Origin of the sequence: Humidesulfovibrio sp., assembly GCF_031082295.1 — a bacterium.
Classification (GTDB): Bacteria; Desulfobacterota; Desulfovibrionia; order Desulfovibrionales; family Desulfovibrionaceae; genus Humidesulfovibrio.
Genome location: NZ_JAVHLD010000009.1, coordinates 39,508 through 60,460 on the forward strand (window position 1 = coordinate 39,508; position 20,953 = coordinate 60,460).

Consider the following 20,953-nt stretch of genomic DNA (forward strand, 5'->3'; position numbering starts at 1 on the left):
TTCGTTTGTCTGGTTTGTGTGCGCTACAGGATTTCCTTCAAGAACATCCTGGTTCGTTCGTGGGTCGGGTTGGTGAAGAACTCCGCGGGCGGCCCCTGCTCGAGCACCTCGCCCCCGTCCATGAAGATGACGCGGTCGGCAACCTCACGGGCGAAGCCCATCTCGTGGGTCACGCAGAGCATGGTCATGCCGTCGCGCGCCAGGTCCTTCATGACGTTCAGCACCTCGTTGATCATCTCCGGGTCGAGCGCGCTGGTGGGCTCGTCGAAGAGCATGGCCTTGGGCTTCATGGCCAAGGCCCGTGCGATGGCCACGCGCTGCTGCTGGCCGCCGGAGAGCTCCGCCGGATACTTGTGGGCCTGGTCGTGAATGCCGACGCGCTCAAGCAGCGCCAGCCCGGTCTCCTCGGCCTCGGCCCTGGGCACACCCCGGACCTTGATGGGCGCCAGGGTGATGTTCTTGAGCACCGTCAGGTGCGGGTACAGGTTGAACTGCTGGAACACGATGCCGATCTCCGCGCGCAGGCTGTTCACGTCCATGGCCGGATCGTGGACATCGCGCCCGTCGAAGTGGATGGTGCCCTTCTGATATTCCTCCAGGCGATTGACGCACCGGATGAGCGTGCTCTTGCCCGAGCCGCTGGGGCCGCATATGACCAGCACCTCGCCCTTTTCAACGTTCTCGGTGATGCCCCGCAATACGTGGAAGCTGCCGTACCACTTGTGCAGCCCCTTGATCTCGATAAACGCCATGCTTACTCCAGAGGCGACCCGGCGAGCCAAAACTGGCCGGGGCGCAGATGTTGCCGGTGGACCCGGCCGGATTTGCTTTCACCTTGTAGCCTCACACCAAACGTCGGGTCAAGGTGGCTCTGGGACTTCATGGTGTAGGCGATTGAACACTTGCTTTGGAATTGCGCGCATGTTAAACATGTGTTTCAATCCCGAAATGCCGGAGCAAGCCTATGCGCAACCCGCTGTACACGCTCACCTTGTCCATATTCCTTGGCACGGTCATGCTCATCTCCGGTTGCGGCCGGGGCAAACCCGAGGCAAAACATCCGGCTCCGGTTGTCACCGCCAAGGCGGTGGTAAGGGACGCGCCGTACGTTCTCCCCTCAGTGGGCACCATCAAGGCGGCCCTGTCGGTGAACATCAAATCCAGGTTCGCCGCGAACATCAAGAAGGTGCACTTTGTCGAGGGCAGCCTGGTCAAGGCCGGGCAGGTGCTCTACACCATCGATCCAGCGGTCAACGCCCTGACCGAGCAGCAGGCCGGGGCCACCTACCAGCGCGACCGCGCCGACTACGAGCAACTTGAGCGCGACCTTGTGCGCTACAAGACCCTTGCGGACCAGGGCGTCATCAGCCGCGAACAATATGAAGAGAAGCAAACCGCCACCGTACGCGCCAAGAACGCCATGCGCGCCAGCGGCGCCGGGGCCTCCATCGCCCGCCAGACGCTCTCCTACAACACCATCACCTCACCCATCGACGGACGCATCGGCGCCACGGCCTTCGACGAGGGCAGCTTCGTCAAGGACAAGGACGACACCCTGACCGTGGTCAACAGCATCACCCCGCTCGACGTGAGCTTCTCCCTGCCGGAGCGCTACCTGGCCGAACTGCGGAAGCAGTACAGCCTTGGTCCCATTGCCGTTGAGGCCGCGCCCCCAGGCATGGAGGCCCACCCTGAGCTTGGGCGCCTCACCTTCATGAACAACCAGGTGGACCCCGGCACCGGCTCCATCCTCCTCAAGGCGCGCTTCGACAACCCCGAGGGACGCCTCTGGCCCGGGCAGTTCGTCACTGTCGGCCTGGTGCTCAAGACCATCAAGGACGCCGTGCTTGTGCCCGCCGACGCCATCCAGAACGGTCCGGAGGGGACGTACGTCTTTGTGGTCAAGGACGGCCACGCCCAGATGCAGCCTGTGCGCGCGAGCGTGCGCGTGCATGACGACATCATCATTGAGAAGGGCTTGGCCGGCGGCGAGACTGTGGTCACAGCCGGGCACCTGCGACTGTTCCCGGGCGCGCCCGTTGCTGAAGTCGACGCCAAGGGCGAGGAGTCCGGCAAGAAGCCCGGCGCGCCTGCTGGGCAAGAATCTGGCCAGAAGCCCGCGGCGGCGCCCGCCCCGGCGGCCAGAACCGGCAACGAAACCGAGTCGAGCGCAAAATGAACACCAAGCTCTTCATCACCCGCCCGGTGATGACCACGCTGGTCATGCTGGGCCTGCTCTTCTTCGGCATCGCCAGCTACTACAACCTGCCCGTGAGCTACCTGCCGGCGGTGGACTTCCCCGTCATCCAGGTCACGGCCACGCTTCCCGGCGCGAGCCCCAAGACCATGTCCTCCTCCGTGGCATCGCCCATGGAGCGCCAGTTCTCCGCCATCTCCGGGCTCCAGGCCATGAGCTCCACCAGCAGCCAGGGCATGACCACGGTCACGCTCATGTTTGAGCTGGACAAGGACATCGACAAGGCCGCCATGGACGTACAGGCGGCCATCACCAAGGCGCGCGGCAGCCTGCCCAACACCATGACCGACGAGCCCACCTACGACAAGGTGAACCCGGCGGACTCGCCCATCCTCTACCTCGCCATCAAGTCCAAGACGCTGCCGCTCTCGACCGTCAACGACTACGCCACGACCTTCGTCACCCAGACGCTGTCCATGGTGCCGGGCGTGGCCCAGGTGCTCATCTACGGCGAGCAGAAGTACGCCGTGCGCATCCAGGTGGACCCGCGCAAGCTGGCCTCCCTGGGCATCGGCCTGGACCAGGTGTCCGGGGCGGTCACGTCGCAGAACGTGAACCTGCCCATGGGCAGCCTGGACGGGCGGCACAGAAGCATCACCATCGACGCCGACGGCCAGCTCAAGCGCGCCGAACACTACGGCCCCGTCATCGTCGACTACAAGAACGGCATGCCCATACGCATTCAGGACTTGGGAGAGGTCAAGGACAGCACCCTGGCCGTCAAGAGCGGTTCCTGGCTCAACGACGAGCGCACCATGGTCATCGCCATCAAGCGCCAGCCAGGATCAAACACCATTGAGGTCGTTGACCGCATCAACCAGCTCCTGCCCACCATCCGCAAGCAGCTCCCGGCCAGCATCGAGCTGCAGGAGCTCTTCGACCGCAGCAAGCCCATCCGCGAGTCCGTGGAGGACGTGAAGTTCACCCTGGCCCTGGCCATCGCCCTTGTGGTGCTCGTGGTCTTTCTGTTCTTGCGCAACATCCCCGGCACCATCATCACCGCGGTGGCCATCCCCTTCTCCATCGTGTCCACCTTCGCGGTCATGCATTTCATGGGCTTCACCCTGGACAACTTCTCGCTCATGGCCCTGACCTTGGCGGTGGGCTTCGTGGTGGACGACGCCATCGTCATGCTGGAGAACGTGGTGCGCCACATGGAAATGGGCAAAACCCCCATGGAGGCGTCCCTCGACGGAGCCAAGGAGATCGGCCCCACCATCATCTCCATGACCTTGTCGCTCGCGGTGGTGTTCATCCCCATCCTCTTCATGCCCGGGATCATCGGCCGCATCCTGAACGAGTTCGCGGTGGTCATCACCGCAGCCATCATCGTTTCCGGCGTGGTTTCCTTAAGCCTTACGCCCATGCTCTGCTCGCGCTGGCTCAAGAGCGGCTCGCACCTTGAGCACTCCGACCCCATTTTCGACCGGGCGCTGGCTTTCTATCGCCGCACGCTGCACTTCGTCCTCGACCACCGCCGGGCGACCATGATCTCCTCCGGCCTGCTCTTCCTCCTGACCATCGCGCTGTTCATCATCGTGCCCAAAGGCTTCCTGCCCTCAGACGACATGGGCGTGCTTTTCGGCATCGTGCAAGGCCCGGAGGGAAACTCTTTCGAGGACCAGGCCAAGTCGCAGAACGCGCTGACCCCGCTGCTCCTCTCGGACAAGGACGTGCGCGACGTGCTCCAGGTGGCGGGCATCGGCACCACCAACCAGGGCTACACCATCGTGTTCCTGAACGAGCACCGCAAGTCCACCACGGATGGGGTGCTGGCGCGCTTGCAGCCCAAGCTGCAATCCCAGCCGGGGCTGCTGGCCTTTGTGCAGAACCCGCCCATGATCCGCATGGGCGGCAAGCCCACAAAGGGCGACTACCAGTTCACCCTGCTCTGCCCGGACACCACCGTTCTGTACGAGGCCACCCGAGAGCTGGTGGCGGCCCTGAACAAAGTGCCGGGGCTGCTGCGCGTGGCCACGGACCTGCAGGTGAACTCCCCCCAGGTGGACCTGAAGATCAACCGCGACCTCGCCGCAAGCCTTGGCGTCACCGCAGAGGCCATCGAGAACGCCATGTACTCGGCCTATGGCTCGCGCCAGATCTCCACCATCTACGCCGAGAACGACTCGTACAAGGTCATCCTTGAGCTGCTGCCGCAACACCGCAGCAACCCGCTGGCGTTGTCCATGCTCTACGTGCGCTCCTCGTCGGGCAAGCTTGTGCGCCTGGACACCCTGGTGGACGTGACCGAAGGCACCGGCCCCATGACCGTGAACCACTCGGGCCAGCTTCCCTCGGTGACCATCTCCTTCGACCTCGCGCCGGGCGTTGCGCTGGACCAGGCCATGGCCAAGGTGCAGCAGACCGCCCACCAACACCTGCCCGACACGGTGAATGCCGACTTCGAGGGAACGGCCAGCTCCTTCAAGAGCTCCATGGGCACAGCCGGCTTCCTGCTCATCATCGCCATCGTGGTCATCTACATCATCCTGGGCTGCCTGTACGAAAGCTTCATCCACCCGCTGACGATCCTCTCGGGCCTGCCCTCGGCGGCCATGGGCGGGCTGCTCTCGCTCCTGCTCTTCCGCCAGGAGCTGCACCTTTACGGCTTCGTGGGCATCATCATGCTCATCGGCATCGTGAAGAAGAACGCCATCATGGTTGTCGACTTCGCCATTGAGGCGGAAAAAAGCGGCATGACTCCAGCCGAGGCGGCATTCGAGGGTTGCCTGGTGCGCTTCCGGCCCATCATGATGACCACCGTTGCGGCCATCATGGGCGCCCTGCCCATCGCGCTGGGCATCGGCGCCGGCGCGGAGGCCAGACGGCCGCTCGGCCTTGTGGTTGTGGGCGGTCTCATCCTCTCCCAGGTCGTCACGCTCTACCTGACGCCGGTCTATTACACCTACATGGACGACTTCCAGGACTTCATGCGCCACCGCGGCGTGGTCGGCCTGTATCGTCACCTGCGCGAGAACCCGCGCCTTCATAGGGTGGCCGAGCTGTTCTGCATGGCTGCGGGTCGGCTTGACGCCCTGCTGTCGCACCTCCCGCTGTACCGCAAGCTCATCGACCGCTTGCCCGGCCTGCGCGAGCGGATTCTGCTCGACGCCGCGCGTACCCGAAACGCCCTTCGCGAGCGCATGGACAGACTTCGCAGGCGACACAGCGAGCCGGAAGACATGGCCCAAGGCCTGCGCAAGGTGATCCTGAAGGACCGCAAGGATGACGAGCCGGCGCCCAAGGAGACGCCAAAGGCTGAGGCGCAAGGCGGCATGAAGGAAACCACCCTCGACGAATAGGGTTCGTTCGACCCGGAGCCCCTTAGATGTAGGGCTTGATGCGGCCATCAGCGCGAGCGCTGGTGGCCGCTGTCTTTTGCGCGCGCACCTGGACGCTGAAGCATCACTCCGTTTTTGCCACCTCGACATCCTTGGCCTAGCGACCGGGCTTGATGGCGGAGGAAGCAGGAGCAGACGAACAAGGTGTTGGCGGGCAAAGAGTGGTGGAGAGGATGAGAGTATTTGTTGGCCGCGACGAACCTGACACCACAATAGAGGTATGGAGCAGCGCAAGGCGGCAAGGACAGGCATGGGGTGGTGCTCAGGCTGCACGTCAAAAAAAGAGCCCGGCCTTGCGGCCGGGCTCTGTCGTTCTTGCGAGGGCACTAGCCTACTTGTTCAGGCTGTGCTCCTGGGGGAACACGGGCAGGTAGCGGTAGGAGAGGCTCATGACCAGGAAGCCATAGGCGACGATCATGCCGCTGGTGGCCCATTCAGCCCAGTTGGGGGCGTAGGTCTGCCAAGCGTCGAAGGGCAGCACCGGGATGGCGATGGCCTGGACGGTGAACAGGTAGCGGTTCAGGGTCACGCCGATGCAATCGAGGATGCCCGCGGTGTAGAGCAGCGTCGGGTTGTTGCGGATGCTCGGGGTGATGAGCATCAGCGCCGGGACAAGACCGCAGAGGATGATCTCGGTGAACATGAGCCACTTGCCGTAGATCACGCCGTAGAACATCTGGTCGAAGGTCATGCCGACGCTCGGCAAGTAGTTGTTGGCCCAGGCGTACGTGTCCAGAATCTTGAAGAAGATGTAGACGGTCAGCATGGTGCCGGCGATTTTACCCATCAGGGCCTTGGTCTTGAAGTCCACCAGCTTGCGGCCGGTGAGCTTCTCCATGAAGGTCGCAACCAGGACCGTGAAGATGGGGCCGCAACCGACAGCGGACAGGACGAACAGGAAGAACGTCCACGGCCAGATGAAGAAGCCTTCGCGGAAGGCGTACGGACGGCCCTGCAGGACGCCGTACATGCCGCCCAGGGAGCCCTGGTGGAAGGTGGACAGGAAGGCGCCGATACCAGCGAACAAAGCCATGTTCACGTGCATGTTGTGCGCCAGGTGGTGCAGGAAGGGGATCTTGTTCAGCTGCTTCTGCTCAAGGATCAGGGGCACGAACTCGATGACGAGCACCAGGCAGTAGCAGGTGATGCAGAAGATGACTTCCGTCAGCATGGAGTGGACGTTGGGGTGCCAGTAGCCGAACCATGCGCGGATCGGCTGGCCGATGTCCATGGTCAGGACCAGCATGGCGCCCGAGTAGCAGATGAACCCGACAATGACGGTCAGGTTGATGATGTTTTTAAGCTGGTCGATCTTCAGGATGTACTTCAGGAAGCCCGTGAAGAACGCGCCCGCGCCCAAGGCGATGACCGCCAGGTCGAAGGTGATCCAGAGGCCGAATCCGAAGTAGTTGTCCAGGCCGGTGACCACGATGCCCTTCGCGAAGATGAGCAGCATGGCGTAAAGCCCGAACAGGAAGAAGGCCGAAATGAAACCCATCCACAGAACGAATTTGCCGAAGGAGCAACGCTCCAGGCCTTCGGGAAAGAGTGCTCTATCCATTTGCGCCCCCTAGGAATGCTTCTTGGCGGCACCGGGCTTGCCGGTGGCGGCGTAGTTGTCGCCCAGTTTGCGCACCCACTCGCGCTTGCTCACGTAGTAGACCTGAGGATTCAGGCCCAGCTTCTCAAGCAGGCGGAAGGCGTCTTTGCCCTGAGCCAGTTCGAACACCTTGTGTTCCTTGTTCTTCACGTCGCCGAAGCTGATGGCGCCCGTGGGGCAGATCTCAGCGCAGGCGGGCATGTAAGCGCCATCAGGCAGGGACTCGGGATTGCCGCCTTCCTGGCGGGCCTTGTCCTTGGCCTGCATGAAGCGGGTGTGGCAGAAGTTGCACTTCTCGACAACACCACGCGGACGCGTGGAAGTGCTCGGGGAGAGCGCCTTCTCCATACCCTTCGGGAAGACGGGATCTTCCCAGTTGAAGTAGCGGGCATGGTACGGGCACGCCGCCATGCAGTACCGGCATCCGATGCAGCGAGGGTAGATCTGGCTGACGATGCCGCCTTCCTCGTTCTTGTCCGTGGCGATGACCGGGCAGACGGGCACGCAGGCGGGGTTGCCGCACTGCATGCACGGGCGAGGCAGGTAGGCAACTTCAGCCTCGGCGCCGGACTTCTTGTTGGACAATTCATACACCAGCATCCAGCTCAAGGTACGCATCTTGTTGGACGCATCAACCATGGGCGCGATGTTGTTCTCAACCTGGCAGGCGGTCATGCACGCGCCGCAGCCCGTGCACTTGTCCAGGTCGACGACCATACCCCACGTGACTTTGAATTCTTTGGCTTTCATCGTTGTCCCCCTAAACCTTGGCGACGGTGACGGTGGAGCCAGCCCACACCTTCAGGCCCGTGCCTGCTTCGTCGCTCACCGTGAGGATCTTGTAGACGTTATCGCCCTTGCCCTTGGTGAACTCGTCCCAAGCGCTGCGGCCAAAGCCCAGGAGCACACCCACAGTGCCGGGGGCAACGCCCTCGTTCAGGTGCACACGGGCTTTCATCTCGCCCTTGCCGCCGGTCAGCTTGACCTTGGCGCCAGCGGTGACTCCGATCTTCTTGGCGGTGGCGGCGTTCATCTGCACGAGGAGGTCCTTGCCGGACAGTTCCTTGTCGCTGATGACCAGCAGGTTGGCGGGCGGCGTTGCCAGGGTGGCGCTGCCGAATGCCTGGTTGCTCATCAGGGCCACGGCCAGGGTCTTGTCGTCGGCAGCGGGAACGGCGACCTTGGCCAGGGCGCTCGCGCCCAGGTTCAGGGAACCGCCCTTGGCGTCTCCGGTCCAGATGCCACCGGCCACAAGCGCGTCGAAGTCGGCGCCCAGAGCCTTGGCCTTGGCCTTGATGACGTCGGCGTAGGTGTCGTAGCCCAGGGACAGGCCGAGCTTGCTGGCGGCAGCAAGAAGCACGTCCACGGGGTCCTTGCAGTCCATGGCGGGCTGCTTCACCACCGGCTTGCCAGCGAGGTACGTGGACTTCGCGACGCCGTAGGGATTCAGGGCGTCGTCGAAGCGCTCGTACGAGTGCGGGGCAGGCAGGATGAGGTCGCACAGGGCGGCGGTCTCGTCCATATAGGTGCTGAAGGAGACCTTGAAGGCGATGTTGCCCAGGGCCTTGGCCATTTCATCGGCCTGGGGCAGGGCGTAGGCCGGGTTGGCCTCGTACACCAGGAGCGCGCCCGGAGCGGCCTTGCCGGTGGCCACCTCGGAGAGGAAGCTCGCGGCGTCCTTCTCGGAAGCGGCGGCGCCAGCCACGGCCTTGGGAGCCGCGGGCAGGAGCGTCATGCCGGAGCCGACGCGGCCCAGAAGCACGTTCAGGGAGGCGCCAGCCACGAAGTCAAGCGCGCCGCCGCCCTGGCCGAAGGAGGCCCCGGCGATGACGACCGGGGACTTGGCGGCCTTGATCATGGCAGCCAGTTCCTTCATGGTCTCGGCCTTGAGGCCGGTGGCCTTCTCCACTTCCTCGGGCGTGTACTTGGCGGCCAGGGCCTTGTACTCGGCGAAGTCGGAAGCGGAGGAAACCGCGCCATCATTGATGAGCAGGTTCGCCAGGCCCAGCGCAAAGGCCGCGGTGGCCTGGGGCGGAACCGGCAGGAACTTGTCGCTCACGCCAGCGGAGTGGTTCAGCACCGGCCCGGCGTAGACGAACTTGGCGGTGGCCGCAGCGCCCGTGGGGCGAGTGGCGGCGAAGGCCTTCTGGTTGGCCACGGTGGCGCCCCAGGAGTCGAGCGCGTCCGCGCCGATCATGAGCACCAGGTCGGAACCGGCGATGTCGAAGCCGGGCTGGCCGGAGCCGCCCATGAGCTTGACGCCCTTCTCGGCCACGAACTTCTCGCCGGGCATCATGTAGTAGCCGGAGTTGCCCAGGCCCGACAGCAGGCCGGAGATGACCTCGCCGGCGGTGCCGGTCTCGTCGCCGCAGATGGCGGCGATTTTGCCGTTCTGGCCCTTGAGGGCGGTCAGCTTCTCAACCAGGAGCGCCTCGGCGTCCTCCCACTTGATGGCCTCGAACTTGCCCTCGCCGACCTTCTTCATGGGCGACTTGACGCGGGCGGGGCTGTACATGAGCTGGGCGCCTGCCGCGCACACGGGGCACACGCCGCCCTGGCTCATGGGGTTGGCCGTGTTGCCCACGACTGCAAAAGGCAACCCGCCGACGGTCTTGACCTTGACGGCGCAACCGGCGGGGCAAAGTTTACTCAAAGCGGCGTTGGCTTTCACCTCGCCCTTGTTCAGGCGGGGAATCCACGACCAGTTCTGGGACCAGATGGACACATCGTCCAAGCTCTTCCAGATGACAGGCGTGAACAGGGTGCCTGCAACGCCCCCCACGACGATTTTGACGAATCCTCTACGATCCAAACCCATCTTAAGCACCCCTCTTTTACTTGTGGCAGACGTGACAGGCGTTGCTGACGCCGTTCTCTGCATGGCAGCGCTCACACTGCCACATCTTCATGGTCTGCTTGCTGTACCCAGACAGCCTGTTCTCGTAGTAGACCGGCGGAGTGTCCATCTTGCCAACTTCGAGGTGGCATTCCTTGCACTCGAACGACTCGTGGGCCTTGTGGCTGAAGTAGACGTTGTCCGGCTGGTACTGGTAGACGAGCCAAGGAACTTCCTTGCCCTTCTGCGCGTACTGCTCAACATAGATCTTCTCAGCCGGGTCGCTGCCGACCACGTCAGCATGGCACTCCATGCATTTTTCGTTGTTCGGCAGGCCAGCGTACGATCCATCGTCGCGGAAGGTATGGCAGCTTGCGCATTCCATGCCCTGCTCCTGGTGGACCTTGTGGCTGAACCGGACGGGTTGAACCTTCTTGCTATAGAGCAAGTTAGGGAAAAGCACCCAGCCCGCGATCACTGCGGCAACGAAGCCGATCAAGAAGGGAAGAGCCCCTCCACACCCCTTGCACTGTTTCTTTTCCTCCATAACCTCGCCCCATAGCTCCTGTAGTTTCTGGTCCATATTTCGCCACGGAAAACTGCGTTCTCATACTGGACAGCGCTTTTGCGTGTCAAGAGCTTACGAAAAAATTCACGAGTTCTCCTACTTCACCCTGCCATACACGTCGTCAAACCGGACAATGTCGTCTTCTTCCAGGTACGGTCCACTCTGAATCTCAATGATTTCAAGCGGTACCTTGCCAGGGTTGGCCAGGCGATGTGTTGTCGCCTTACCGATATCGACCGCCTGATTTTCCACCAAAAGTCGCTCTTCCCCCCCTATTTCCACCAAAGCCGTGCCCCCGATGACCACCCAATGCTCGCTTCTGTGGTGGTGCATCTGCAGGCTCAGGCGCGCTCCGGGCAGCACTTCGATGCGCTTGATCTTGTAAAATTGCCCCTCCTCCAGCACGCTGTAACTGCCCCAGGGGCGCTTCACGGTCAGGTGGTTCTCCACCAGCTGGCTGCCCTGGGCCTTCAGCAGGGCGACGATCTCCTTGACCCGCTGCACCCCTTCGTGCGGACAAGCCAGGGTGGCGTCGCGGGTCTGCACCATGATCATGTTCGACATGCCCACGGCCGCGAGCTTGCCGCCCTTGGAAATCAGCAGGCAGTCGCGGCAGTCAAGCGCCAGCACGTCGCCCTGGATGACGTTTCCGTCAGCATCCTTTTTGCCCAGCCGGTACACGGCCTCCCAGTTGCCCAGGTCATCCCAGTCGAACTGCGCCTGGACAACTGCGATGCCGGAAATCTTCTCCACGATGCCGTAGTCCACGGAAATATTCGGCAACGCGGCGTAGCCCTCGACCATGGGCCGCTCGGTCCGGTCCGCCCACCAGTCCCAGAGCCTGGACTCGAATTGCTGCACGGCCGACAGAAACTCTCCTGCCCGGAACACGAACATTCCGCTGTTCCAGTAGTGCCGTCCGCTTTTGACGAACTCCAGCGCCTTCTCCAGGCGCGGCTTTTCCAGAAAGCGCACCACGTCAAACGCGCCGCCCCCAAGGGCGTTGCCTCGCTCGATGTAGCCATAGCCGGTTTCCGGCTTGGTCGGGGTGACGCCAAAGGTGACGAAGCTGCCACCGGCGGCCAGGGCCAGCCCCTGCTCGACGGAACGCTCCCAGGCCTGCTGGTCGGCGATGAGGTGGTCCGAGGGGAACACCCCCACCAGGGCGCTTGCGTCATGCCCCCCTGCCGTGCCGCCGCCCTCCGCCGCGCCTGGCTGGACAATGCGGTCCAGCGCCAGCAGTATGGCCGGAAGGGTGTTCCGGGCCATGGGTTCGGCCAAAATGTGGGCGCCCAGGTCTTCGTTGATGGCCCTGATCTGGCTGCGCACCTCGAAGACGTGCTCCTCGTTGGTCACCACCCAGACGTTTTCCGGGGCAAAAGCGCCAAGCACGCGGGTCACCGTCTGCTGCAGCAGGGTCAGGTCGCCGTTCAGGGCCAAGAGCTGCTTTGGAAAAAGCGTGCGCGACAGCGGCCAAAGCCGTGTGCCCGAACCGCCAGCCAGGATCACCGCGTAGCGGGTCTGCTTGGGGTCGTTATCCTGCGCGCTCTGTTTCTTCGGCAAGGCGGCTCTCCTTTCACTTGAGTTTGCGGGCGGCCTCAACTGGCGTCCGCAGCACCGTAGACAAAAGGCGTTTCGAAATCCTTCAGGGTCGGCAGCGTACGATCCTTCGCCGAGAGCACTGGCTCGTGGGCGGGCCAGGGCACGGCCAGCTCCGGGTCGTTCCAGAGAATGCCCGCGTCGCTTGCGGCGTCGTAAGGGGCATCGACCTTATAGATAAACTCCGTGTCCGGCTCCAGGGTCATATAGCCGTGGGCGAAGCCGCGCGGAATGAACAGACGCTTGAAATTCTCGGCGGAGAGCTCGACGCAGTAGCTCCGGCCAAAGGTCGGCGAGCCGCGTCGGAGGTCCACCGCCACGTCCAGCACCCGCCCGCGCACCACCCAGACGAGCTTGGCCTGGGTGAAGGGCGGCTTCTGGAAATGCAGCCCGCGCAAAACGAAGGGAGTGGCTGAATACGCGTGATTATCCTGAACGAAATCGGCATGGATGCCCAGCGAGGCGAAGGCCGCCCGACTGTACATCTCCAGAAAAAAACCGCGCTCATCCCGAAAGACCTTCGGCTCAAGCAGCGCCAGTCCAGGCAGGCCAGTCTCGATCAGCCGCATCCGTGTCCCCTCGCCCCAGCATGAATTCGCACAGCCCTATCCGAAATCCATGGCCAGCACAACAGCCACGTGCGTCGCCAGGGCCAGCGCCGAGGCTTCCCTTTCCGGCCGCCCTCTGCTAGTGGTGCGCGCAACGGGCCTGATTTATCGGCCCGGGCTCAAGCGACAACGGGAACGCTGAGGTGCCATGAACGCCCTGGACATCGTCATCATCGCCATCATCTGCCTGATAGGCTTCCGCGGCTACACCCGCGGCCTCATCAAGGAGGCCGTGTCGCTGGTGTCGGTGTTTGTGGGGTTGTTCATGGCCGCGCATCTTCACACCATCTTCGTGCCGCACCTCAAGGTCTACTTCGCCAATCCCGGCACCGTGCTGGCCCTGAGCTACCTCATCACCTTCCTCGGCACCCTGGTGGCCCTGTGGTTCCTGGTGAAGTTCCTCCAGGGCGTGCTCAAGCTGGCCATGCTCACGCTTGTGGACAAGGCGGCGGGCGCGGCCTTCGGCGTTGTGGAGGGCATGCTGCTGTCGATGGTGCTTCTTCTGCTGCTGAAGGCCATGCTGCCGGGAACGGCGGCGGTGAGGAACTCCGTCTTCGCCCAAAAGACCGAGCCAGCCCTGGTGCTGCTCGCGAACTTCACCCCCGCGCCCATCCGCGAGACGCTGGAAGAGGGCGGCTTCACCCTGCCCAAGCCGGCCGAGCTGCCGCCGCCCAAGCCTTCGCGCCGCCCGCCGCCCGCGAAGAAGGGCCCCCAGACCATCTAGTAGGCCCCCCCTGCGGGCCTTAAGCCCCCCCTCAATCCCAAATGACAGGAGACACGCCCGTGAACACGGACAGCCTTTCCCTCGTGAAAATGCAGGAGGTCATCGACGCCCTGCTCGGCCCGGACGGTTGCCCCTGGGACCGCAAGCAGACGCCGCTTACGCTCTGCGACTACATCATCGAGGAAGCCTTCGAGCTGGTCTCGGCCATCCGCTCGGGCGACATCGCCGAGACTGCCGAGGAACTGGGCGACGTGCTCTTCCTGCTGCTCTTCGTCACCACCCTGCACGCCCGGGCCGGCCAGTTCGACCTGGACGAGGTGGTGACCACCAACGCGGCCAAGATGATCCGCCGCCACCCGCACGTCTTCGGCGACACCAAGGTGGCCGACCAGGAAGAGCTGTTGCGCAACTGGGAACGCATCAAGCGCGGCGAGAAATCGGACAAGGCCGAGGACGGCAGGCAGCCCGGAGCCTTCGACTCGCTGCCCAAGGGCCTGCCGCCACTGCTGAAGGCCTACCGCATCCACTCCAAGGCCGCGCGCCTGGACTTCACCTGGGCCACGGACGAGGACGCCCGCGCCCAGTACGACGCCGAGTGGCAGGAATACGAGGCGGCCTGCGAAAGCGGCAGCCAGGAGCGGATGGAGGAGGAATTCGGGGACGCGCTGTTCACGCTGATCGAGCTGGGACGCCGCAAGGGCATCAAGGCCAACGCGGCCCTGGACCGGGCCAACCTGAAGTTTCTGGCGCGCTACGAACGCATGGAGGCCCTGGCCAGGGAGCGCGGCATGGACCTTGTGGACATGCCCATGGCGGACAAGGACCGCCTCTGGGCCGAGGTGAAGGCCGGAGCCTAGCCCGCCTCGCGATCCGTGGGGGAAAGCTCCACGTGGTTCACCGCGTTGCGTAGCTCGCGGATGATCTCCTCGTCGCTCACAGACTCATGAATGATGATGGTGCCCTGCTGCCGATAGCGCGGGGGCAGGTTGTTCAGCGTCAGGGCGTAGATGTCCTGAATATCAAGATAGCTGGGGTGGTAGTCGAGATGCTCGGCCAGCACCTGCGGCAAGAGCTTGATGACACGAAGCTCGTTGCGGTTGCGGATGTTGTCCAACGGAACGCCCGCCACTTCATACTTCTTCTGCGCCATGCCGAGCCCTCCGTGGGGTTTCGTTGCGCCAAGGCCCGACCCGCGAGATGCGGGCCGGGCGGTGTTGCCTTGAATCTAGCTCATGCGCCGGGAGCGCGCAAGCCCTAGGCGCCGGAACTGATGAAGCTTGCGGGGAATTCCATCTTCAGATTGCGCAGGGCCTCTTCGGCCTTCTCGCGTTCCGTGAAGGAGGCCTGCACGGCCATGAGCTCGCGCCCATCACGCACGACACGGGTGATCTTGGCGCTGCCGTAGCCGGACTGCACGAGGCGCTTCTGTACGCGGCGGGCGTTGTCGTCCTGCGAGAAGGCGCCGACCTGCACGGCGTACTTGCCGCCGTCGGCCTTCAGCTCGGCCTGGCTGGCGGGGTTTGACTTGGGCTGCACGCGGGCGGTGTTCTCGGCCACCTGGACCTGGCGCTCGGGCTTGGCCTGGGGCCTGGCGGGCTCCTCAACGATATTTCTTTCGACGATCCGCGGCTTGGAGCTGCGTGCGGGCGCGGACGCGGGCGCCTCGGCGGAGGCCAGCATGGCCTTGTTTCTGGCGTGGGCGGCGACGATGACCGGGTTGTCGGCGATGCCGTCCACGCGCACCTTGGCCACGCCGTTGTCGGCCATGCCGAGCATGCGCGCCGAAGCATAGGACAGGTCGATGATGCGTCCGTCCACGAAGGGACCACGATCGTTGACCGTCATATCCAGCTCGCGCCCGTTCTCGAGGTTGGTCACGCGGACCTTGGTGCCCAGGGGCAGGGTCTTGTGCGCGGCGGACACGCTGAACATGTCGTAGATCTCGCCGGTGGCCGTCTTCTTTCCGTGGAAGTCCCGGCCGTACCAGGAGGCGATGCCGACCTCGCTGTAGCCAAGGCCGGACTGGATGGGCCAGTAGGTGATGCCCTTGATGGAATAGGGCTGGATCTTGGGATCGACCGCGCCGGGGATTTTTGGGTAGCTCACGTTGCTGCGCCCCGCATCGGCCACCTGGGTCGACCGGGTGTTCTTCGGCGGCTCGGAGTAGATCCGCTCAAGCGAACCGGTGGGCAGATAGGCGCACCCGGTCAGGGCGAGCAGGGACAACATGGCGAAGATTCTGGGCAGCTTCATGAACGGCCTCCGTGCGGACGTAGTATACGTCTCCCCTCCCAGGGTCCCCGCCAGGGTCCAGGTCTCCTCCCGGACTTGATGCGCGTCATGGCAGGTACGCACGTTTGCTCAATCGTCAGATCGAGCCAAAACTTTAGACGCTATTTTAGCGACTTTGGCTACAAAAATCTTATTCGCTTCGAGGCCATATTTTTCCTTGACATTCCAAGAGCGAGCGCTCAAAGCTAGCCCTCAATTGTCGTGAAGACCGGAAGCTTGTTGCCCCGGACAGAACACGACGCGAACGTCTTATCATCATTTCAGGAGCTTAGATTTTTATGCCTAAGTCTATCTATGTCGGCAACATCCCCTTCAGCGCCTCTGAGGAAGACCTCCGCTCCATGTTCGGCCAGTACGGCGAGGTTATCTCCGTGAAGTTCATCAACGACCGCGAGACCGGTCGCTTCCGCGGCTTCGGCTTCGTGGAGATGGACGACGCTTCCGCCAAGCAGGCCATCGACGCGCTCAATGGCAAGGAGATCTCCGGCCGCGCCCTTCGGGTCAACGAGGCCCAGGAGCGTCAGCCCCGCCCCCGTCGCGACTACTAGTCGTCACGGCACGCCGGCAATAGAAATACCCGGCTACCAGCGCCCCGTCCCGCCCCTGCGGGACGGGGTTTTTCCTTTCATACGGAGCCCATGCAAGAGCCGTTTGAGCAGACGTCACAGCCTGCCGCGACACTGTTGCTCCAAAACAATTGTCCAGTTACATTGTCCCAAAGGTAATTCTCACCCCGTAACGCCCGCCCAAAGGAATCCTCTCCCATGAAGACCACCGCCAAGAATGAAGCCCTGCGCAACATCGCCATCATCGCCCACGTCGACCACGGCAAGACCACCCTGGTGGACGGCCTCTTCCGCCAGAGCGGCGTGTTCCGCGAGAACCAGCAGGTCAGCGACCGCGTCATGGACAACATGGATCTGGAGCGCGAGCGCGGCATCACCATCGCCGCCAAGAACTGCTCCGTCACCTGGAAGGGCGTCAAGATCAACATCATCGACACCCCCGGCCACGCCGACTTCGGCGGCGAGGTCGAGCGCTCGCTGGCCATGGCCGGTGGAGCCATCCTGCTGGTGGACGCCAGCGAAGGCCCGCTGCCCCAGACCCGCTTCGTGCTGAAGAAGGCGCTGGACGGCGGCCTGCCGGTCATCGTCATCGTCAACAAGATCGACCGCGCCGACGCCCGCCCCGAGGAAGTGCTGAACGAGGTCTACGACCTGTTCATCGACCTCGGCGCCGACGAAGACCAGCTTGAATTTCCCGTTCTCTACGCCATCGGGCGCGACGGCATCGCCCAGACCACCCTTGAGGGCCGTGGCGAGAACCTGCACCCCGTGTTCGACTGCATCCTCGAGAACATCCCGGCGCCCAGCTTCGACCCCGAGGCCCCCTTCCAGATGATCGTCTGCGACCTGGGCTATTCCGACTACCTGGGGCGCCTGGCCATCGGCAAGGTCGTCAACGGAGTGGTCAAGTCCAGCGACCAGCTGGTCTGCATCGGCGAGGACGGCACCCCCAAGACGCTGAAGGTCAGCAAGCTGCAGGTGTACGACGGCGTCCAGCTCGCCAGCGTCGACGAGGTCCACGCGGGCGACATCGCCGTGCTCGCGGGCATCGACGACGTGCACATCGGCGACACCATCTGCACCAAGGAATTCCCCCAGGCCCTGCCGCGCATCACCGTGGACGAGCCCACCGTCAGCATGCGCTTCGGCATCAACACCTCGCCCCTGGCCGGGCGCGAGGGCAAGCTCGTGCAGAGCAACAAGATCCGCGAGCGCCTCCTGCGCGAGGCCCTGCAGAACGTGGCCATCCGCATCGAGGAGAGCGACGACCGCGACAGCTTCATCGTCAAGGGCCGTGGCGAATTCCAGATGGCCATCATCATCGAGACCATGCGCCGCGAGGGCTTCGAGCTCACCGTCGGCCGTCCCGAGGTCATCTACAAGAAGGAAGGCGGCAAGCTCACCGAGCCCATCGAGCGCGTGTACGTGGACTGCGACGAGACCTTCATGGGCATCGTCACCGAGAAGCTTTCCATCCGCAAGGGCCGCATGGTGAACCTGGTGAACAACGGCAAGGGCCGCGTGCGCATCGAGTTCAGCGTGCCGTCGCGCGGGCTCATCGGCTACCGCGACGAGTTCCTGACCGACACCAAGGGAACCGGCATCATGAACTCCTACCTTGAAGGCTACGGCGAGTATCGGGGCGACTTCCCCACCCGCTTCACCGGCTCCATCGTGGCCGACCGCTCCGGCGTGGGCGTGGTCTACGGCATCTTCAACCTGGAGCCCCGCGGCCAGATGTTCATCACCGCCGGCGACCCCATCTACGAAGGCATGATCGTGGGCGAGCACAGCCGCGAGAACGACATCAACGTGAACCCGGCCAAGGAAAAGAAGCTCACCAACATGCGCGCCTCCGGCAAGGACGAGGCCTGCACCCTGACCCCGGTGAAGCCCATGACCCTTGAGCGCGCCATCCACTTCATCCGCGAGGACGAACTGGTGGAGGTCACGCCGCAGTCCATCCGCCTGCGCAAGACCGTGCTCTCCGCCACCAAGCGCCACACCATGCGCGGCGCCTCGCTCAAGGCCGAGGGCGACAAGTAACGTCAAACCGGAAGGACAGCCATGAACCCGCTGCACCTGCTGCTGAAGCCCTCGGCCAAACGCTTCTTCGAAGAGGCGGACAAGATCCCGGGCTTCACCAACGGCAACAAGCTGCACGGGTACATCTACCTGCGCTGGCCCTACTTCTACATCGGCATGGCCACGGGTGAGCATCCGCTTGCCCGTGGCCTTGCCCGTTTCTCACGCCTGCTGGACAGGGCCTTCCCCTCCCGCGTGGAGAAGCGCCGCAAGGCCCGCCGCGCGCAGAAGGCCAGCGGGGGCCTCCGCTTCGCGGACACCTACCACGGCAAGGTGCTGCCCACCGAGGAGGCCACCAAGCTCGTCAAGATCGGACGCGAGGTGAAGCTCACCGCGCCCGAATCCGTGGTGCCCTACCAGCTCGCCCGCGACATCGTGCTCAAGAACCCGGACCATATCGTGGTCTTCGACTGCCCCTGCCGCGCCTCCCGCAAGACCCCCTGCTCGCCCATGGACGTCTGCCTCGTCATGGGCGAACCCTTCGCCAGCCTGGTGCTGGAGCACAACGGCAAGCGCGCACGGCGCATCAGCGTGGACGAGGCGGCGGACATCCTCAAGGCCGAGCACGCGCGCGGCCACGTGCACCACGCATTCTTCAAGGACGTGGCGCTGGGCCGCTTCTACGCCATCTGCAACTGCTGCGGCTGCTGCTGCGGGGCCATGCAGGCCCAGCGAAACGGCGTGGAGATGCTCGCCAGTTCCGGCTATGTCGCCCAGGTGGACGCCGAGGCTTGCGTGGGTTGCGGCAACTGCGTGAAGTATTGCCAGTTCGGCGCGCTCAAGGCCCGCGACCGCTCCCTCCAGATCAAAAGCGCGCGCTGCATGGGCTGCGGGGCCTGCGTGAGCAAATGCCCCAAACAGGCCCTCACGCTCAAGGCCGACCCCTCGCGCGGGATGCCGCTGCTGGTCGAAGAATTGAGCAAACATGCCTGAACCGGCGGCCCTGACCGGCCGCCCCGCAGGGCTGAAGCTCGTGGCCCTGCTGGAGCTGCTGAAAAGGGAGCCGGGGCGCAACGCCCGGAACCTGCAAGACCGAGCGCCGCACCCCGGCTATTGAGGGGCGGATTAGGAGGCGTCGCGGCTAGTCGATGTAGTCGCCGCCAGGCACATTGGCCTTGGCGCTCAGGGGGTGCACGTCCTTGAGCTGGGCCTGCATGTACTCCACGCGAGCATGAAGTTCCTGCATGCGCTCGGTCTCGATGGCCTGGGCCTGCTCGCTGGTGAGGCCGCCGCGAACATCGGCGGCTGCGCTCTCCTGAAGCTGGCTGTCCTTCTTGCTACAGGCGGCGCCCACGATCAGCATGGCGACAAAAGCGACCCTGACGATGATCTGCATGGCGGTGTTCATGTTCCTGCTTCCTTTCGCGCCGGTGGCGCGGCGGTTTTGACTTCCGATGCGGACCCGCGAAAACTGCGGGAGCGCGCTCTCCATGGCTGCACACTGATCTCGCCCGGTTTGGTTGTAAATGCGGAAGATTTTGAGTATGCCTTCGGCTGAGGCGAAGGCTCAAGCCTGACGCCGCGGCCCGCAAATGCACGCCCCTGCTGGAGGAACACCAGATGTCCTTTGACCTCACGGACTTGCGCTTGTTCCTGCACGTGGTGGAAAGCGGCAGCATCACCAGCGGGGCGGAGCGCTCCTATCTGGCCCTGGCCTCGGCCAGCGCGCGCATCAGGAACATGGAAGACGCGTTGGGAGTTCCGCTGCTCACGCGCGGACGGCGCGGCGTGGCCCCCACCGAGGCCGGGCAGGCCCTCATCCGCCACGCACAGAGCATCATGCAGGAATGGGAGCGCATGGTGGGCGACGTAAGCGAGTACGGCCAGGGGCTCAAGGGCCACATCCGGCTGCTCTGCAACACCGCCACCATCACCGAGTACCTGCCCGAAGTGCTCAGCACCTACCTCAACGCGCACCCCAACGTGGGCATCGACGTGCAGGAGCGCGTCAGCGCCGAGATCGTGCAGAGCCTGCTGGACGACAAGGCCGATGTGGGCGTGGTGGCCAGGAATTCCGATGTGGGCGACCTTGCCACCTTCCCCTTCCGCACGCTCCAGCTTGTGCTGGTGGTCTCGCCCAAACATCCGCTGGCGGCCCGGCGCGCCGTGTCCTTCGTCGACACCCTCGACTACGAGTTCGTGGGCCTGGGCGAGGGCAGCTCCATCCAGAAGTACCTTGAAGCCCACGCCAGCCGCGCGGGCAAGCGCATCAACTACCGGGTGCGCCTGCGCGGGTTCATGGCCGCCTCGCGCCTGGTGGAGAACAACGTGGGCATCGCCGTCATTCCCGAAAGCGCCGCCCTGCGCTGCAAGAAGACCATGAACCTGCGCGTGGTGCGCCTCGCGGACGACTGGGCCACGCGCCAGCTCATGCTCTGCGTGCGGGACTTTGACCGCCAGCCCCTGCACATCCGCGAGTTCATCGAGCACATCCGCGAGCCCGCAACGCCCCAGGAGCCCTGAGCGCGAATCATGGC

The 20,953-nt window shown here is 64.0% G+C and carries 19 protein-coding genes; 9 read left to right on the forward strand and 10 right to left on the reverse strand.

Features of this window, described 5'->3' with window-relative positions:
- Nucleotides 1-23: 23 nt before the first annotated feature.
- The gene (locus RDU24_RS06930; protein WP_308735022.1) at nucleotides 24-752 is read right to left on the reverse strand and encodes an amino acid ABC transporter ATP-binding protein; all 729 of its coding nucleotides are present in this window, start codon (nucleotides 750-752) and stop codon (nucleotides 24-26) included.
- Nucleotides 753-964: 212 nt separating this feature from the next.
- Between RDU24_RS06930 and RDU24_RS06935 the strand changes: the two genes are divergently transcribed.
- Nucleotides 965-2,179 (forward strand): efflux RND transporter periplasmic adaptor subunit, encoded by a 1,215-nt coding sequence (locus tag RDU24_RS06935; protein WP_308735023.1) that lies wholly within the window; start codon nucleotides 965-967, stop codon nucleotides 2,177-2,179.
- On the forward strand, nucleotides 2,176-5,559 hold the full coding sequence (locus RDU24_RS06940) for an efflux RND transporter permease subunit (protein WP_308735024.1): 3,384 nt from the start codon (nucleotides 2,176-2,178) through the stop codon (nucleotides 5,557-5,559). The genes RDU24_RS06935 and RDU24_RS06940 overlap by 4 nt, the downstream gene beginning before the upstream one ends.
- Nucleotides 5,560-5,929: 370 nt before the next feature.
- On the opposite strand, the gene qrcD is transcribed toward RDU24_RS06940, so the two are convergent.
- The 6 genes from qrcD to rfbC form a co-directional block, all read right to left on the reverse strand.
- A complete protein-coding gene (qrcD, locus tag RDU24_RS06945) occupies nucleotides 5,930-7,159 on the reverse strand; it encodes a menaquinone reductase integral membrane subunit QrcD (protein WP_308735025.1) in 1,230 nt (409 codons plus the stop codon).
- A 9-nt stretch (nucleotides 7,160-7,168) separates the two neighbouring features.
- The gene (gene qrcC / locus RDU24_RS06950) at nucleotides 7,169-7,948 is read right to left on the reverse strand and encodes a menaquinone reductase iron-sulfur cluster-binding subunit QrcC (protein ID WP_308735026.1); all 780 of its coding nucleotides are present in this window, start codon (nucleotides 7,946-7,948) and stop codon (nucleotides 7,169-7,171) included.
- Between the two features lie 10 nt (nucleotides 7,949-7,958).
- On the reverse strand, nucleotides 7,959-10,016 hold the full coding sequence (gene qrcB, locus RDU24_RS06955) for a menaquinone reductase molybdopterin-binding-like subunit QrcB (protein ID WP_308735027.1): 2,058 nt from the start codon (nucleotides 10,014-10,016) through the stop codon (nucleotides 7,959-7,961).
- A gap of 16 nt (nucleotides 10,017-10,032) precedes the next feature.
- Nucleotides 10,033-10,581, reverse strand: a complete 549-nt coding sequence (gene qrcA / locus RDU24_RS06960; protein ID WP_308735028.1) for a menaquinone reductase multiheme cytochrome c subunit QrcA — start codon at nucleotides 10,579-10,581, stop codon at nucleotides 10,033-10,035.
- Between the two features lie 117 nt (nucleotides 10,582-10,698).
- Nucleotides 10,699-12,165 (reverse strand): mannose-1-phosphate guanylyltransferase/mannose-6-phosphate isomerase, encoded by a 1,467-nt coding sequence (locus RDU24_RS06965; protein ID WP_308735029.1) that lies wholly within the window; start codon nucleotides 12,163-12,165, stop codon nucleotides 10,699-10,701.
- Between the two features lie 35 nt (nucleotides 12,166-12,200).
- A complete protein-coding gene (rfbC, locus tag RDU24_RS06970) occupies nucleotides 12,201-12,770 on the reverse strand; it encodes a dTDP-4-dehydrorhamnose 3,5-epimerase (RefSeq protein ID WP_308735030.1) in 570 nt (189 codons plus the stop codon).
- 187 nt (nucleotides 12,771-12,957) lie between these two features.
- Between rfbC and RDU24_RS06975 the strand changes: the two genes are divergently transcribed.
- Nucleotides 12,958-13,533 (forward strand): CvpA family protein, encoded by a 576-nt coding sequence (locus RDU24_RS06975; protein WP_308735031.1) that lies wholly within the window; start codon nucleotides 12,958-12,960, stop codon nucleotides 13,531-13,533.
- 59 nt (nucleotides 13,534-13,592) lie between these two features.
- On the forward strand, nucleotides 13,593-14,390 hold the full coding sequence (mazG, locus tag RDU24_RS06980) for a nucleoside triphosphate pyrophosphohydrolase (protein ID WP_374989746.1): 798 nt from the start codon (nucleotides 13,593-13,595) through the stop codon (nucleotides 14,388-14,390).
- On the opposite strand, the gene RDU24_RS06985 is transcribed toward mazG, so the two are convergent.
- Nucleotides 14,387-14,683 carry a late competence development ComFB family protein gene (locus RDU24_RS06985; protein ID WP_308735033.1) on the reverse strand — a complete coding sequence of 99 codons (297 nt, stop codon included), beginning with the start codon at nucleotides 14,681-14,683 and terminating at the stop codon, nucleotides 14,387-14,389. The genes mazG and RDU24_RS06985 overlap by 4 nt on opposite strands.
- 104 nt (nucleotides 14,684-14,787) lie before the next feature.
- Entirely contained in the window at nucleotides 14,788-15,786 is a 999-nt protein-coding gene (locus RDU24_RS06990) for a septal ring lytic transglycosylase RlpA family protein (protein ID WP_308735034.1), read from the reverse strand.
- A 317-nt stretch (nucleotides 15,787-16,103) separates the two neighbouring features.
- Between RDU24_RS06990 and RDU24_RS06995 the strand changes: the two genes are divergently transcribed.
- From RDU24_RS06995 to RDU24_RS07010, 4 genes are all read left to right on the forward strand, one after another.
- Nucleotides 16,104-16,373, forward strand: a complete 270-nt coding sequence (locus RDU24_RS06995; protein WP_308735035.1) for an RNA recognition motif domain-containing protein — start codon at nucleotides 16,104-16,106, stop codon at nucleotides 16,371-16,373.
- 216 nt (nucleotides 16,374-16,589) lie between these two features.
- Nucleotides 16,590-18,437 carry a translational GTPase TypA gene (typA, locus tag RDU24_RS07000; protein ID WP_308735036.1) on the forward strand — a complete coding sequence of 616 codons (1,848 nt, stop codon included), beginning with the start codon at nucleotides 16,590-16,592 and terminating at the stop codon, nucleotides 18,435-18,437.
- 21 nt (nucleotides 18,438-18,458) lie between these two features.
- Nucleotides 18,459-19,409 (forward strand): 4Fe-4S binding protein, encoded by a 951-nt coding sequence (locus RDU24_RS07005; RefSeq protein ID WP_308735037.1) that lies wholly within the window; start codon nucleotides 18,459-18,461, stop codon nucleotides 19,407-19,409.
- Complete coding sequence (locus RDU24_RS07010; RefSeq protein WP_308735038.1) at nucleotides 19,402-19,533, forward strand: hypothetical protein; 132 nt, start codon at nucleotides 19,402-19,404, stop codon at nucleotides 19,531-19,533. The genes RDU24_RS07005 and RDU24_RS07010 overlap by 8 nt, the downstream gene beginning before the upstream one ends.
- Nucleotides 19,534-19,557: 24 nt before the next feature.
- On the opposite strand, the gene RDU24_RS07015 is transcribed toward RDU24_RS07010, so the two are convergent.
- Entirely contained in the window at nucleotides 19,558-19,824 is a 267-nt protein-coding gene (locus RDU24_RS07015) for a hypothetical protein (protein WP_308735039.1), read from the reverse strand.
- Between the two features lie 212 nt (nucleotides 19,825-20,036).
- Here RDU24_RS07015 and RDU24_RS07020 point away from each other — a divergent pair, with 212 nt between their 5' ends.
- A complete protein-coding gene (locus RDU24_RS07020) occupies nucleotides 20,037-20,939 on the forward strand; it encodes a LysR family transcriptional regulator (RefSeq protein WP_308735040.1) in 903 nt (300 codons plus the stop codon).
- Nucleotides 20,940-20,953 lie beyond the last annotated feature (14 nt).

What these genes read in the sequence shown, in the direction of transcription:
- RDU24_RS06995 (WP_308735035.1), top strand. Translation starts at nt 16,104, where the DNA reads ATGCCTAAGTCTATCTATGTCGGCAACATCCCCTTCAGCGCCTCTGAG.
- RDU24_RS07005 (WP_308735037.1), top strand. Translation starts at nt 18,459, where the DNA reads ATGAACCCGCTGCACCTGCTGCTGAAGCCCTCGGCCAAACGCTTCTTC.
- rfbC (WP_308735030.1), bottom strand. Translation starts at nt 12,770, where the DNA reads ATGCGGCTGATCGAGACTGGCCTGCCTGGACTGGCGCTGCTTGAGCCG.
- RDU24_RS06940 (WP_308735024.1), top strand. Translation starts at nt 2,176, where the DNA reads ATGAACACCAAGCTCTTCATCACCCGCCCGGTGATGACCACGCTGGTC.
- qrcD (WP_308735025.1), bottom strand. Translation starts at nt 7,159, where the DNA reads ATGGATAGAGCACTCTTTCCCGAAGGCCTGGAGCGTTGCTCCTTCGGC.
- qrcA (WP_308735028.1), bottom strand. Translation starts at nt 10,581, where the DNA reads ATGGAGGAAAAGAAACAGTGCAAGGGGTGTGGAGGGGCTCTTCCCTTC.
- RDU24_RS06990 (WP_308735034.1), bottom strand. Translation starts at nt 15,786, where the DNA reads ATGAAGCTGCCCAGAATCTTCGCCATGTTGTCCCTGCTCGCCCTGACC.
- typA (WP_308735036.1), top strand. Translation starts at nt 16,590, where the DNA reads ATGAAGACCACCGCCAAGAATGAAGCCCTGCGCAACATCGCCATCATC.
- RDU24_RS07010 (WP_308735038.1), top strand. Translation starts at nt 19,402, where the DNA reads ATGCCTGAACCGGCGGCCCTGACCGGCCGCCCCGCAGGGCTGAAGCTC.
- RDU24_RS07020 (WP_308735040.1), top strand. Translation starts at nt 20,037, where the DNA reads ATGTCCTTTGACCTCACGGACTTGCGCTTGTTCCTGCACGTGGTGGAA.
- RDU24_RS06985 (WP_308735033.1), bottom strand. Translation starts at nt 14,683, where the DNA reads ATGGCGCAGAAGAAGTATGAAGTGGCGGGCGTTCCGTTGGACAACATC.
- RDU24_RS07015 (WP_308735039.1), bottom strand. Translation starts at nt 19,824, where the DNA reads ATGAACACCGCCATGCAGATCATCGTCAGGGTCGCTTTTGTCGCCATG.
- RDU24_RS06975 (WP_308735031.1), top strand. Translation starts at nt 12,958, where the DNA reads ATGAACGCCCTGGACATCGTCATCATCGCCATCATCTGCCTGATAGGC.
- qrcC (WP_308735026.1), bottom strand. Translation starts at nt 7,948, where the DNA reads ATGAAAGCCAAAGAATTCAAAGTCACGTGGGGTATGGTCGTCGACCTG.
- qrcB (WP_308735027.1), bottom strand. Translation starts at nt 10,016, where the DNA reads ATGGGTTTGGATCGTAGAGGATTCGTCAAAATCGTCGTGGGGGGCGTT.
- RDU24_RS06930 (WP_308735022.1), bottom strand. Translation starts at nt 752, where the DNA reads ATGGCGTTTATCGAGATCAAGGGGCTGCACAAGTGGTACGGCAGCTTC.
- RDU24_RS06935 (WP_308735023.1), top strand. Translation starts at nt 965, where the DNA reads ATGCGCAACCCGCTGTACACGCTCACCTTGTCCATATTCCTTGGCACG.